Annotated in this window: 13 protein-coding genes; 10 read left to right on the top strand and 3 right to left on the bottom strand. The window is 48.2% G+C overall.

All coding sequences use genetic code 11. The annotated features are described in order from the left end of the window. The first annotated feature begins 60 nt into the window (after window positions 1–60). The 4 genes from pheS to H8D24_03955 all read left to right on the top strand — a co-directional run bounded on the left by pheS (window position 61) and on the right by H8D24_03955 (window position 4402). Window positions 61–1083 carry a phenylalanine--tRNA ligase subunit alpha gene (gene pheS / locus H8D24_03940; GenBank protein ID MBC8519542.1) on the top strand — a complete coding sequence of 341 codons (1023 nt, stop codon included), beginning with the start codon at window positions 61–63 and terminating at the stop codon, window positions 1081–1083. Window positions 1084–1111: 28 nt separating this feature from the next. Then, window positions 1112–3496 (top strand): phenylalanine--tRNA ligase subunit beta, encoded by a 2385-nt coding sequence (pheT, locus tag H8D24_03945; protein MBC8519543.1) that lies wholly within the window; start codon window positions 1112–1114, stop codon window positions 3494–3496. A 219-nt stretch (window positions 3497–3715) separates the two neighbouring features. Continuing rightward, on the top strand, window positions 3716–4018 hold the full coding sequence (locus H8D24_03950; protein ID MBC8519544.1) for an integration host factor subunit alpha: 303 nt from the start codon (window positions 3716–3718) through the stop codon (window positions 4016–4018). Window positions 4019–4039: 21 nt separating this feature from the next. After that, window positions 4040–4402, top strand: coding sequence for a MerR family transcriptional regulator (locus tag H8D24_03955; GenBank protein MBC8519545.1), 363 nt, complete (start codon window positions 4040–4042; stop codon window positions 4400–4402). Between the two features lie 2 nt (window positions 4403–4404). On the opposite strand, the gene H8D24_03960 is transcribed toward H8D24_03955, so the two are convergent. Further along, window positions 4405–4815 carry an HIT family protein gene (locus H8D24_03960; GenBank protein MBC8519546.1) on the bottom strand — a complete coding sequence of 137 codons (411 nt, stop codon included), beginning with the start codon at window positions 4813–4815 and terminating at the stop codon, window positions 4405–4407. 292 nt (window positions 4816–5107) lie between these two features. On the opposite strand from H8D24_03960, the gene H8D24_03965 reads away from it, so the two are divergent. From H8D24_03965 to H8D24_03975, 3 genes are all read left to right on the top strand, one after another. After that, a complete protein-coding gene (locus H8D24_03965; protein ID MBC8519547.1) occupies window positions 5108–6325 on the top strand; it encodes a mechanosensitive ion channel in 1218 nt (405 codons plus the stop codon). Beyond that, window positions 6318–8135: an MFS transporter gene (locus H8D24_03970; protein ID MBC8519548.1), complete on the top strand. Its 1818-nt coding sequence runs from the start codon at window positions 6318–6320 to the stop codon at window positions 8133–8135. The genes H8D24_03965 and H8D24_03970 overlap by 8 nt, the downstream gene beginning before the upstream one ends. Window positions 8136–8211: 76 nt before the next feature. Next, window positions 8212–8487, top strand: coding sequence for an HU family DNA-binding protein (locus H8D24_03975; GenBank protein ID MBC8519549.1), 276 nt, complete (start codon window positions 8212–8214; stop codon window positions 8485–8487). Between the two features lie 45 nt (window positions 8488–8532). Here H8D24_03975 and H8D24_03980 read toward each other — a convergent pair whose 3' ends face one another. Together H8D24_03980 and H8D24_03985 are read right to left on the bottom strand one after the other, a co-directional pair. Further along, window positions 8533–10245 carry a proline--tRNA ligase gene (locus tag H8D24_03980; protein ID MBC8519550.1) on the bottom strand — a complete coding sequence of 571 codons (1713 nt, stop codon included), beginning with the start codon at window positions 10243–10245 and terminating at the stop codon, window positions 8533–8535. An 11-nt stretch (window positions 10246–10256) separates the two neighbouring features. After that, window positions 10257–10601 carry a hypothetical protein gene (locus H8D24_03985; GenBank protein MBC8519551.1) on the bottom strand — a complete coding sequence of 115 codons (345 nt, stop codon included), beginning with the start codon at window positions 10599–10601 and terminating at the stop codon, window positions 10257–10259. A 201-nt stretch (window positions 10602–10802) separates the two neighbouring features. Between H8D24_03985 and ilvB the strand changes: the two genes are divergently transcribed. The 3 genes from ilvB to ilvC all read left to right on the top strand — a co-directional run bounded on the left by ilvB (window position 10803) and on the right by ilvC (window position 14119). Beyond that, the gene (gene ilvB, locus H8D24_03990; protein MBC8519552.1) at window positions 10803–12491 is read left to right on the top strand and encodes a biosynthetic-type acetolactate synthase large subunit; all 1689 of its coding nucleotides are present in this window, start codon (window positions 10803–10805) and stop codon (window positions 12489–12491) included. A gap of 13 nt (window positions 12492–12504) precedes the next feature. Beyond that, on the top strand, window positions 12505–12999 hold the full coding sequence (gene ilvN, locus H8D24_03995) for an acetolactate synthase small subunit (protein ID MBC8519553.1): 495 nt from the start codon (window positions 12505–12507) through the stop codon (window positions 12997–12999). Between the two features lie 103 nt (window positions 13000–13102). Beyond that, a complete protein-coding gene (gene ilvC / locus H8D24_04000) occupies window positions 13103–14119 on the top strand; it encodes a ketol-acid reductoisomerase (GenBank protein ID MBC8519554.1) in 1017 nt (338 codons plus the stop codon). The last annotated feature ends 100 nt before the right edge of the window (window positions 14120–14219 follow it).

Below are 14219 nucleotides of genomic sequence, written 5' to 3' on the forward strand. Positions count from 1 at the left end.
AGGGGTGACAGTCTTTTGCAGAAAAGATTGCCGCCCCTTTTTTATTTCTGAGATAAAGATATGACCACAGAATTGAGTACCCTGGTTACGGATGCAGAGTCTGCCATTGAGCAGGCTGTTGATCTGGCTGCACTTGACCAGGTCAGGGTTGGAGTGCTGGGCAAGAAGGGGGCGCTGACAGCCATCCTCAAGACTCTTGGCAGGATGGAGCCGGCAGAGCGCAAGGAGACAGGTGCGGCGGTTAATCGAGCCAAGCAGGCATTGCAGCAGAAGATTGAGGAGAAGAGAGCGAAACTGGAGAGCGCTGCCCTTAATGAGCAGCTATCAAAAGAGACTATTGATGTCACTCTTCCTGGACGTGATCGCCATAAGGGATCCATCCATCCAGTAACCCGTACCCTTGAGCGTATTGAGGAGCTGTTTCGTCGGGTTGGTTTTGATGTGGCAGAGGGGCCTGAGGTTGAGGATGATTATCACAACTTTGAGGCGCTCAATATACCTGAGCACCATCCGGCACGTGCAATGCATGATACCTTCTACTTTCCTGATGGCCGTGTACTGCGTACTCACACCTCGCCTGTTCAGGTAAGGGTGATGGAGAGTGAAGAGCCTCCACTGAGAATTATTGCCCCTGGGCGCGTCTATCGATGTGACTCTGATCTTACCCACACCCCGATGTTTCATCAGGTGGAGGGGTTGATTGTTGATGAGTCAGTCAGTTTTGCCGATCTCAAGGGGCTGATCCACGATTTCCTGCGTAGCTTTTTTGAGCAGGATGATCTTCAGCTTCGTTTTCGTCCCTCATATTTCCCTTTTACAGAGCCATCTGCCGAGGTTGATATAGAGTGTGTGATGTGTGGAGGAGATGGGTGTCGTGTCTGTAGTCACACTGGATGGCTTGAGGTTTTGGGTTGTGGCATGGTTCATCCAGAGGTGTTTCGTCACTCTGGAGTAGATACCGAGAAATACAGTGGTCTCGCCTTTGGGCTTGGGGTTGAGCGCCTGGCCATGCTTCGTTACGGTATTAATGATCTTCGTCTATTCTTCGAAAATGATCTGAGATTCCTTAAGAGTTTTAATTAAAAACATATAACAACATATTGTATAAATTATGAAATTTAGTGAATCATGGTTGCGTGAATGGGTTAATCCAGAGGTCTCTACCGAGACTTTGCTGGAGCAGTTGACGATGGCTGGACTTGAGGTTGATTCAGTCGAACCGGCAGCCCCTGCCTTTGAAAATGTTGTGATTGGCGAGATTATGGAGGTGGAGCCACACCCTGATGCAGACCGTCTGCGTATCACCAGGGTTGAGGCAGGCGAGAGTGAGCTGCTGACAATAGTTACCAATGTAGCTGATATTGCTGTGGGCGAGAAGATTGCTGTTGCCAAGGTTGGGTGCGTTCTTCCTGATGGCATGAAGATCAAGCGAGCAAAGTTGCGTGGCGTAGAATCATTCGGCATGTTCTGCTCCATGGGGACCTTGGGTCTTTTGGAGGAGAGTGATGCTCTTGAGCGTTTCTCTGCAGATACTGTTCCAGGCATTAATATTCGTGATCTTCTGGGGCTGGATGACCAGGTTATAGAGGTTGATCTGACCCCTAATCGTGGTGACTGTCTGAGTCTCTCCGGAGTTGCTCGCGAGGTGGGGGTTATTAACAAGAGTGGTGTAAAAGCGGTTGAGTTTGATTTGGCGGCTGTCGGTTCAGACAAGACCTTCCCCGTTGTTGTTGAAGACAGTAATGGGTGTCCCCGTTATCTGGGGCGGGTTGTTGATGGAGTTAATCCGGCAGCAGAGACACCGCTCTGGATGCAGGAGCGCCTGCGTCGCGGAGGTTTGCGTTCTCTGGGTCCTCTGGTTGATATTACCAATTATGTGATGCTGGAGATGGGGCAGCCTATGCATGCATTTGATCTCTCCAGGTTGAGTGGTGGAGTGGTTGTGCGCAGTGCCAGATCTGGCGAAACTATGACTCTGCTCGATGGCAAAGAGATTAAGCTGAATGAGGATACCCTGCTGATTGCAGATGATAATGGACCGCTTGCGCTTGCAGGAATCATGGGTGGGGAACAGAGCGGGGTTGCTGATGAGACCACCGATATCTTCCTGGAGTGCGCCTTCTTTGCGCCGCTTGCCATTGCCGGCAAGGCGAGAAGTTATGGGCTGCATACTGACTCGTCTCACCGTTTTGAGCGGGGGGTCGATTCACAGCTGCAACAACGTGCCATGGAGCGTGCAACCCAGCTTATAGTTGATATTGCCGGAGGTGTGGCAGGGGCTGTTCAGGAGGTGGTAGACAGTGCTGCTCTTCCTCAGACTGAGACAATTATTTTACGCAAGGATAGATTGCAACGCACCTTGGGGCTGACTTTGTCGACTGATGAGGTTACCGAGACTTTGACCGGTTTAGGGCTTGCGGTTGAGCTTCAGGAGGGTGGATGGAAAGTGGCCTCTCCTTCGTGGCGTTTTGATTTGTCTATTGAGGCAGATCTGATTGAAGAGGTGGGTAGAATTTATGGGTATGATCGGTTGCCTAGTACTCATCCAGAGCTTAGTGCAGAGATCAGAAAGAATCCTGAGTCAAAAATTGCACTACGAAATATCAGGGAGACCCTGGTTGATCATGGTTACCATGAGGTTATTACCTATAGTTTTGTGGATCCGGAGATGCAGAAGGTGCTTGATCCGGAGGTTGAGGCATTGGCACTGGCCAACCCAATATCAAATGATTTGTCTGTTATGCGAACTACCCTCTGGCCAGGACTGTTGCAGAGCCTTGGGTTTAATGCCAAGCGTCAACAGAGCCAGGTGCGTCTGTTTGAGACGGGGTTGAGTTTCGTCCCTTCTGAGGACGGTCTTCGGCAGAAGCGCAAGATTGCAGGGCTAATTTATGGTGAGTCATCCCCCGAGCAGTGGGGCACAAGCGGCGAGGCGGTTGACTTTTTTGACATGAAGGGAGATCTATCTCCGCTGCTCGATCCTCTTGACAGTGCAGAGCATCCATTGAGGTTCGTTGCTGCTGAGCACCCTGTTCTTCATCCTGGCAAGAGTGCCAGAGTAATGGTTGGTGATCGGGCTATTGGGTGGATGGGGGCTATTCATCCGGGGGTGGCTGTCAGGCTTTCATTATCAAAGGGTATTTTCCTGTTTGAGTTTGATCTGGACTCCTTGCAGGAGGGGAGTATTCCTGGTTTTGAACAGCTATCCAAATTCCCGATGATCAGGAGGGATATAGCACTACTGGTTGATCAGGATCTGTCGGCACAATCCTTGATGGATACGGTGGTGGAGTCTGTGTCCAGGGATCTGTTGAGTGAGCTGCGTCTCTTTGATCTGTATCAGGGCGATAATCTGGCGGCTGGTCAGAAGAGCCTGGCTATAGGAATTTTCCTTCAACACAGGGAGAAGACATTAACCGATGAGGATGTGGAGGAGGTTGTAGGCCTGGTTGTGGAGAGGCTGAAACTTGTCCACGGAGCAAAATTGAGGGATTAACTAAGAAACCTCTGAAAAAGCTTAATGGGATGTTGTAACATACTGAACCATAACCTCTCCCCCATAGGATAACTTGTGAGGGAGCTCTGATTTGGTCACGAGGTGACTTAATCAGAGGTTTCTTAACCGAATTCTGCATAATTTTTGTTGCCGAAAGGTTTTAAATTTTATATTGTTACGGCAATTAGTAGAACCAGATTAACCGAGGGAACTGACACAATGACTCTAACAAAAGCATCTCTTTGCGAGGCACTTAATAATGATCTTGGGCTGAACAATCGTGAATCCAAGGAGATGATTGAGCAGTTCTACGAGGAGATACGCTCTTCTTTGGAGGATGGAGAGAATGTTAAGTTGTCTGGTTTTGGGAATTTCGATCTGCGCGACAAGTCTCCCCGTCCTGGACGCAACCCCAAAACGGGTGAGGAGATTCCCATAACTGCGCGGCGTGTGGTGACATTCAAGGCGGGGCTAAAGTTGAAAGAGAGTGTTGCTGGATACAGCAGTTCAGTTCTCTCCTGACTAAACTCTTCTCTATAGATAATGAGCCACGATCCGGAGTCAACAGAGGTAAAGGTTAGCGAGCTTCCTCCGATACCGTCAAAGCGTTACTTTACGATTGGAGAGGTTTCGACTCTCTGTGTGGTAAAACCTCATGTGCTGCGTTATTGGGAACAGGAGTTTGCCCAGCTTAAGCCGGTTACCAGAAGGGGTAATCGTCGCTACTATCAGCAACATGATATAAAGTTGATTCGAAAAATTCGTGGTCTTCTCTATGAGGAAGGGTTCACAATAAGCGGCGCACGCCACAGACTTGGAAAGAAAGGGCAGGGCGTAAGTGCCAAGGCAGATATCTCTGAGGTCCGTAGAGAACTTGAGACTCTTCTCAAAGCGATATCAAAATAACCTTACTGTTCAGTAAGTTCTATACTATTTTTAATTAAGTTTATAGTTTTTTCCAGCTTCTTTATAGAGTATGGGATGGCAGGGCTGTGTCCCCATACAGGCCCCGGCCATGCAGGATCACCACTCTCTCTTGCAATATGGTGAAGATGTAGCTGGGGAACAATGTTGCCCAGTGCCCCCAGATTCAGTTTGTCTGGATGGAACAGATCAACTATCAACTGCTGTATCAGACAGGATTCATTCATTAACAGAACGCTTTGCTCTTCTGTCAGCTGGTAGATCTCCTCTGCATCATCCACATCGGGTACCAGAATAATCCATGGATAGCGGGAATCATTCATCAGCAGGCAGTGGCTGAGTTCGAGTTTTCCCAGGTATTTTGTATCTTCTATTAGTTTGGGGTGAATGTTCATGAGGGGTATACTAGGGAAACTCTGAAAAAGCGTAATGGGATGGGGGTTTGGGGGAAGGGCTCAACAGTTGTTATTGTAACATGCTGAACTATAATCCTTCCTCCATAGGATAACTTGAGAGGGAGCTCTGATTGAGTCACGAAGTGACTTAATCGGAGCTTCCCTAACGAAAAACCGGGATAACAGTTACATAAGCTAGGGGGAGAGATTGGAACAGCTACAACTATTGGCATTTGATGAGCTTCTTGTTCGTCTGCAACCCACACTGTTAATTAGTGAACTGGTGATATTGATGCTGGCGGTAGCGACAGCATTCTGGACCCAGAAGAATATTACCAATTACCTGCAACTGGTTGCCGATGGTAACTACCAATCTTTAAGACGTTTCACCCGCCACTCCCTGAAGAGGATCATCTTTCCACTCAGTATGATGTTTGTGGTACTGGTTGGCAGAGTGATTGTGGAGCGTATCTTCACATCTGCAATACTCCTAAATGTGGCGGTTCCACTGCTGTTTTCTCTGGCTCTTATCAGACTTATGGTCTACCTGTTGAGAAGGGCATTCAAGCCCGGGCCACTGGTCAAGGCATGGGAACACCTGATTAGTACATCTATCTGGATAATTGTTGCGCTACATCTATTGGGGTGGCTACCAGAAGTGGTGCGTGCGATGGATGTAGTCGGTGTCAGTGTTGGGGATGTCCGTATTTCTCTCAGAACTGTGGTCAAGCTGTTTGTGGTGGTTGGAGCCCTGCTGGCATTGGCAGCATGGATCTCACGGATGATAGAGAACACTCTGCGCCACTCAAGACATCTGACTGCAGCAGCCAAGGTAGGGATTGGCAAGAGCAGCAAGTTTGCGCTTTATATACTTGCAGTATTGATTGCGCTCAACTCGGTTGGTATTGATCTGACAGCGCTTGCAGTCTTTGGTGGTGCGCTCGGTGTTGGGCTTGGATTTGGTCTGCAGCGTATTGCCAGCAATTTTATCTCTGGTTTTATCCTTATTTTTGATCGCTCAATTCGACCTGGTGATGTAATCAGTATCAATGATAAATTTGGATGGGTTCAGGAGTTGCGAGCCCGTTATGTGGTGGTGCGTGATCGTGACGGGGTGGAAACACTGGTGCCAAATGAGAACCTGATTACTACAGAGGTGATTAACTGGAGTTACAGCGATCACCAGGTTCGTCTTAAACTACCTGTACAGATTAGTTACAAGGATGACCCAGAGCAAGCAATGAAGATTCTTGTTAATGCGGCAAAGGCGTGTAAGAGGGCGCTTGATGACCCTGCTCCTGTGGCACGTCTTATGGAGTTTGGAGATAACGGTATTGAGCTGGAGTTGCGGGTCTGGATTATGGATCCCAATAATGGGGTTGGTAGTGTACGCTCCGATATTAACCTGGTTATCTGGAGAGAGTTTAAGAAGGCCGGCATTACCATCCCTTATCCACAGAGAGATATTCGTCTTGTTGATGGAGCTTCCCTAGAAGCTGTAGATGGGTAAGTTAACCCCATACCTGTGGGTGCTGTTTCTGAATGCGTTTGTTGATCTTGGCCACAAGATCACAATTCAGAACAGTGTCTTCAAGGTTTATGATGGGGAGATGCAGATTGTCCTTACTGCACTGGTTAATGCACTTATTCTGATTCCGTTCATCCTGCTGGTAACTCCTGCCGGCATTATCTCTGACCGACTTCCCAAGGTGGAGGTTATGAGAAGATCTGCTGGAGTGGCCGTGATTATCGCGTTGCTCATCACCCTTAGCTACTATCAGGGATGGTTTGAGGCAGCATTTTTCATGACCCTGTTGCTTGCTATCCAGAGTGCATTTTTCTCACCAGCAAAATATGGGTACATCAGGGAGCATGTTGGCATGAGAGGATTAACCAGTGCCAATGGTGTGGTACAGGCAGTTACCATCATTGCGATTCTCCTCGGAATGTTCTTCTTCTCTTTTCTGTTCGAGTTGATGTTGACCAACTCTTCACCGGATGGCGGTTCTGCCTACCTACAGACCATTGCACCACTTGGTTGGTTATTGGTTGCGCTCTCTCTGGTCGAGTGGCGCATTGCACGTTATCTGCCTGAGGGGGAGTATAAGGTGGTGCCAGAGATTCACGGCGGCCATACTTTAGGGTTGATTCGAGAGCACTCTGTTATCTGGTACTCCATTCTGGGGCTCTCTCTATTTTGGGGAATATCACAGGTTTCTATTGCAGCTTTTCCTGCTTTTGCAAAAGAGACACTTCAGGTGACAAATACCCTGGTGATTCAGGGAGTGTTGGCCTCTGCAGGTGGAGGTATTCTGCTGGGCTCTTTGATGGTTACATGGTTATCCAGAGGGTATATAGAGACAGGACTGATTCCTGTTGGTGCTGTAGGAGTTGCTATTGCCTTGAGTGCAGTTCCTGGTGCCGAGTCGCTTCACTCATTAACTCTTCTATTTTTTCTTATGGGAGTCTCTGGAGGGTTGTTGATTGTGCCTCTTAATGCACTGATTCAGTTTTACGCCAAGAGCTCCCGTCTGGGGAGGATTCTGGCGGGAAACAACTGGGTGCAAAATATAGTCATGCTACTGTTTCTTGGGGTGACAATGGGTGTGGCACTGCTAAGTTTTGAGACTACAGTTAATCCTGCAACCCTTTTCTGGGGTATTGCCATGGTTGCATGGGCAGCAATTGGGGTGGCTTTTATCAGAAGACCCCGTGAGACGATCACCTCTCTGATTCGTATGTTGGTAAGGGTGCTGTTCAGATGCAGGTACAGAATTGATGCTGTAGGGGTAACCAACATTCCCTCTCAGAAAGGAGCTCTACTGCTGGGGAATCACATCAGCTGGCTGGATTGGGCTATGTTACAGGCTGTTTCGCCACGTCCGATCCGTTTTGTAATGGAGTATTCCATTTATCAGAAGCCATCACTAAAGTGGTTTCTTGATCTTTTTGAGGTGATACCGATATCGGCAGAGAGGAGCAGGCAACCACTGGAAGAGGCTAAACGGTGCCTGCAGTCTGGTGATCTGGTCTGTCTATTCCCGGAAGGGGCAATTAGCCATGATGGTTGTCTCGGGAAGTTTAGGCGTGGTTTTGAGATGATTGTCGATGATAGTGGCGCAGTTATTGTTCCATTCTATATAGAGGGGTTGTGGGGGAGCAGATTTTCCCGTGCGGATATGGATGAGCGCTCTCTTTATGCAACTGGATGGCGGCGTAGAGAAGTTCAGGTGCTCTTTGGAGAGCCGGTTTCCAGTACCGTAAAAGCGGATGAATTAAGGCTGTTGGTGGCTGCTCTCTCATCCCGGGATTGCGACTAAAAAGATTGTTGCAGACAGCCCTATTGGTGCTATCCTATGGCCTCTTTTAACGGCTAACCATGATAAGGGAGAAGGTATGAATAAAGGGGAATTGGTTACACTGCTATCAGCTAAAACCGGAGTTTCCAAAAGTGGTTCCAAGGATGTTCTGGATGCATTGGTAGAGATTATTGGTGACAGTCTACAAAGTGGAAACAATGTACAGATTGCAGGGTTTGGTACGTTTAAGGTAACTGACCGAGCTGCCAGAATGGGCAGAAATCCAAAGACTGGAGAGGCGCTACAGATAAAGGCATCTCGCTCTCCATCCTTTAAGGCAGGAAAGGGTCTTAAGGAGAAGGTAAACGGATAGCAACCCAGTAGAAACTGATAGTTGTACACACTAAAAGCGGCACCATTATGGTGCCGCTTTTTTTATGATCCAGGAGACTACATCATCCAGAGGGATCTCCTGGCTATCCTGATCACTACGTCCCTTGTACTCAATAACCCCCTTATCCAGACTACGATCACCCAGTACCAGACGGTGAGGGATACCGATAAGTTCCATATCGGCAAACATTATTCCAGCCCGCTCCTTGCGATCATCAAGCAATACATCGATTCCTGCGTCGAGTAGATCCTGATATATCTTTTCAACAGCCTCGCGCAGACGATGTGATTTGTGCATGTTCATCGGCAACAGGGCAACAGAGAATGGAGCTATTGCCTCTGGCCAGATAATTCCACGATCATCGTGGTTCTGCTCAATTGCTGCAGCAACCACACGGGTTACCCCGATACCATAACATCCCATGGTCATGGTACGAGCCTTGCCACCTTCGTCCAGCACATTGGCTTTCATCGCCTCACTGTATTTGGTTCCAAGCTGGAAGATGTGCCCAACCTCGATCCCGCGCGCAATACGAATGGTCCCAGAGCCATCAGGGCTAGGGTCTCCATCAGTTACATTTCTAAGATCTGCGATGTTGGATGGATCCGGAAGATCACGTCCCCAGTTGACTCCGGTGAGGTGGTAGCCATCCTCATTTGCACCACAGACAAAATCAGCAACCTGGGCGGCCGATCTATCTACAATCAGCTTGAGCTCCAGACCAACAGGTCCCAGAGATCCGGCGTCAGCCCCTGCAGCCGAGCGGATATCTTCATGCTCAATAAGTTGTAGTGGTGACTCCACGCCATCAAGTTTTTCTGCTTTTAACTCATTTAGCTCATGATCTCCTCGCAGTAGCAGTGCAACGACAGACTCATTTGTGCCACGAACCAAAAGAGTTTTAACTGTCTGTTGGGGATCAACTTCAAGAGTATTGCAAACCTCCTCGATGGTCTTGCTGTTTGGAGTTGCCACTTTTTCCATTATGGCGGTTGCTTCACTGCGTTCGGTAGTCGGGGCAACTGCCTCTGCCAGTTCAACATTGGCAGCAAACTCACTCTGATCCGAGAAGGCGATGGCATCCTCACCTGAGTCAGCCAGTACATGGAACTCATGTGAGGTGCTGCCGCCAATTGATCCGGTGTCGGCATCAACAGGACGGAAGTGAAGACCCATGCGCTCAAATATTCTTGAGTAGGTGGCATACATTACCTGGTAGGTCTCCTGCAGTGAGTCCTGATCCATATGAAAGGAGTAGGCATCTTTCATGATGAATTCACGTGAACGCATTATCCCGAAGCGAGGGCGGATCTCATCACGGAACTTGGTCTGAATCTGGTAGAGATTAAGTGGCAGCTGCTTGTAGCTGCGGATCTCCCTGCGGGCAATCTCGGTAATTACCTCCTCATGGGTTGGTCCAAGCAGAAAATCTCTCTGGTGACGATCCTGAATCCGTAACAGTTCAGGGCCATACTGTTCCCAGCGTCCAGACTCCTCCCACAGTTCTGCTGGTTGTACTACTGGCATCAAGAGCTCTTGTGCACCGGACCTGTTCATCTCTTCACGAATAATGTTTTCGACCTTTCTGAGAGTTCTGAGTCCTGTTGGTAGCCAGGAGTATAATCCAGAGGCTAGCTTGCGAACCATGCCGGAACGAATCATTAGCTGGTGGCTGATAATCTCTGCTTCAGCTGGGGTCTCCTTGATGGTGGAGAGGAGAAATTGAGATGTGCGCATGGGTAAATTCCTTAAAAAGTTCCACCATTCCAGCCCCACATATGTCTTGCGGGCGCAGAAAATTCAATATATATACGGTTACTGTGAATACCTGTTCTGGCACCAAGCAGTTTTGTTATAGCATCTGAAAAAAACTGGGTAGATGATTCTGGCAACCCAAGGCTCTTGAATTCAAGATAGGCGCATGGGTCTGTAGTTCCACCAAACATCAGATTGGCATCGGTACGGATAGATATCATTACATATCCCTCTGGTTTTTGGAGCAGGTCGGCAAGCAGTTTTGAGCTGTCCGCCATCAGTCGCTCTTTTTCATCATGGTCGAGCGACACATTGGTCTCGATATTAAGGTATGGCATTTAAATAACCTGATGTTATGTATGGCAAATATATTTTTAAATTGATAAAAAAACGTCTTTTTGATCTTGTTTCAGTTTATTGAAACAGGCAATATAAGCAGTTCGTGAATTTGAATTATAACTTATGAGCGAGACTGCAGATCAAAGCAGTGTAGATCATACGTAAAGCAGATAGATTATTGTAGATTGAGAGGCAAAAAAGTGGAGTTATCGGGCGCAGAGGTCATTACACATTTTCTCAGGGATGAGGGCGTAGAGTATATCTTTGGCTACCCTGGTGGTGCTGTACTTCATATCTACGATGCAATCTATCGACAGGATGATGTAAAGCATGTTTTGACCCGTCATGAGCAGGGTGCGGTACATGCAGCAGATGGTTATGCTCGATCCAGCGGCAAGCCTGGAGTGGTGCTGGTTACCTCCGGCCCAGGCGCAACCAATGCAGTTACTGGTATTGCCACAGCATATATGGACTCCATTCCGCTGGTAGTTATTACCGGACAGGTTCCAACCCCACTGATTGGAAATGATGCCTTTCAGGAGGTGGATACAGTTGGCATTACTCGCTCCTGTGTTAAACATAATTTCCTGGTTACCAATGTTGATGATCTGGCCATTACACTGAAGAAGGCGTTTACCATTGCAACTACCGGGCGCCCCGGTCCTGTAGTTATTGATGTACCCAAGGATGTATCTGGTTTCAAGACAGAGTACAGCTATCCTGAAAGTGTAGAGATTCGCTCATACCAGACATCCATTGATCTACCAGATGAAAAGATCAAACAGGCTGTAGAGATGATGGTTGAGGCTGAGAAGCCTGTGCTCTATACCGGTGGAGGAGTGATTCTTGGTAATGCATCAGATGAGCTTAAAGAGGTTGCGCAGCGTCTGCGGGCTCCAGTGACTAATACCACAATGGGGCTTGGTGGTTACCCGGCAACCGACCCACAATTTATCGGTATGTTGGGGATGCATGGAAACTATGAAGCCAATATGGCTATGCACAATACCGATCTTTTGATTGCTGTTGGTGCCCGTTTTGATGATCGCGTAACCGGCAATATAGAGAAGTTCTGCCCTCAGGCAAAAATTATCCATATCGATGTTGACCCGTCATCTATCTCCAAAAATGTACAGGTTGATATGCCTATTGTAGGAGATGTAAAGAAGGTGCTCAGTGAGATAGTGACAATTCTGCAGCAGCAGCCTGAGAAGAAACTGGCTTCATGGTGGGGTGAGATCAATGAGTGGCGCAAGGAGGATTGTCTTGCCTTTGACAACTCTGGTGGAGTAATCCATCCACAGTTTGTGTTGCAAACCCTCTATGAGGTGACTCATGGGGATGCCTACGTGGTATCGGATGTTGGTCAGCACCAGATGTTTGCTGCACAGTACTACAAGTTTGACAAACCGCGTCACTGGATCAACTCTGGTGGCCTTGGAACAATGGGTTTCGGTCTTCCGGCAGCCATGGGAGCCCAGTTTGCCCACCCTGATGCTACTGTATGCACGGTAACTGGTGATGGCAGTATCCAGATGAATATTCAGGAGCTGGCAACCTGTCAGGAATTCTCGTTGCCACTAAAGATTATCAATCTCAATAACGGTTATCTGGGTATGGTGCGTCAGTGGCAGGAGTTTTTCTATGAGAGGCGCTACTCCGAGGTCACGCTGGAACGTAACCATCAGCCTGACTTTGTAAAGCTGGCAGAGAGTTATGGTCATGTTGGAATGCAGATCAGGAATCCTGATGATGTGCGTGGTGCACTCGAAGAGGCTTTGGCAATGAGGGACCGTCTGGTCTTTATGGATTTCATAACCAACCCTGAAGAGAATGTATATCCGATGGTGCCGGCTGGGGCAGGTCTTAACGAGATGATCCTGATATAGAGAACGTATTACGATGAGAAGACACATTATTTCACTGCTGATGGAGAATGAGGCCGGCGCACTGTCACGGGTTGCAGGACTCTTCTCTGCTCGTGGTTACAACATCGAGACCCTGACAGTTGCTCCCACCAATGATCCAACCCTCTCCAGAATGACTATTGTTACATCTGGAACCGAAGCGGTTATTGAGCAGATCAACAAGCAACTGAACAAACTTATTGATGTGGTTACCCTTGTCGACCTGACGGAGGGAGTACACATTGAGAGGGAGTTGGTCATGGTCAAGGTGATGGCGTCTGAGGCTGATTGTAATACTGTTCGTCAGGTGGTTGCAGAGCATCATGCCGATGTTGTTGACGAGACTGACCATGCATGTGTTATCGAGTTGCTTGGAAATAGCGAGAAGATCAATGCATTTATATCTGCGCTGGAGCCATTCTCGATACTGGAGGTTGTTCGTTCCGGGGTCTCCGGAATTGCCCGTGGTGAGGATGCCCTCAGAATCTGATTGATTGTCCGCAGTCGCTTTTTAGTGGATAATTCGCCGCTCTGTTTTGTAACACCATTATATTTAAAAATTTTTGTAATCTAGGGAAAGAAGAAAGATGAGTATTAACGTTTATTATGACAAAGATGCAGACCTCTCCATTATCAAGGGGATGAAGGTTGCTATTATCGGCTATGGTTCCCAGGGGAATGCGCATGCCAACAACCTGAAGGATTCTGGTGTAGACGTTATAGTTGCTCTTCGCCCCGGATCATCTTCTGCAGCCAAGGCTGAGGCCTCTGGACTGGCAGTAAAGAGTGTGCCTGAGGCTGTTGCCGAGGCAGATCTGGTGATGATTCTGACTCCAGATGAGTTTCAGTCCCAGCTCTACAAGAATGAGGTTGAGCCATCGCTCAAGCAGGGCGCAACATTGGCCTTCGCGCACGGTTTCGCAATCCACTACAACCAGGTCATGCCTCGTGCCGATCTCAATGTGATTATGGTTGCGCCAAAGGCTCCTGGACACACGGTTCGCAGTGAGTTTGTAAAAGGCGGCGGTATTCCTGATCTTATCGCTATTCAACAAGATGCCAGTGGTAATGCAAAAGAGATTGCGCTCTCATATGCATCTGCAATTGGTGGTGGTCGTAGTGGAATCATCGAGACAACTTTCAAGGATGAGACTGAGACAGATCTGTTTGGTGAGCAGGCAGTACTGTGTGGTGGTGCGGTTGAGTTGGTGAAGGCTGGATTTGAGACTCTGGTTGAGGGAGGCTATGCACCAGAGATGGCATACTTTGAGTGCCTGCATGAGCTCAAGCTGATTGTCGATCTGATGTATGAGGGCGGTATCGCCAACATGAACTACTCGATTTCCAATAATGCGGAGTATGGCGAGTATGTAACTGGTCCTGAGGTGATCAATGAGGAGAGTCGCTGGGCCATGAAGGAGGCTCTGAAGAATATTCAGAATGGTGAATATGCAAAGCGCTTTATCCTTGAGGGACAGGCCAACTATCCTGAGATGACAGCGCATCGTCGCAACAATGCAGCGCACCAGATCGAGGTGGTGGGTGAGCAGCTGCGCTCCATGATGCCATTCCTTAGTGAGAACAAGATCGTCGACAAGACAAAAAACTAGGAAAGTTCTGATTAAGTCACTTCGTGACCTAATCAGATCTCCCTCACAAGGATTCATATAAGAAACGCCTGTACTGAATAAAAATCGGTACAGGCGTTTT

The sequence above is a fragment of the Candidatus Thiopontia autotrophica genome (genome assembly GCA_014384675.1).
In the GTDB taxonomy this organism is placed as follows: domain Bacteria; phylum Pseudomonadota; class Gammaproteobacteria.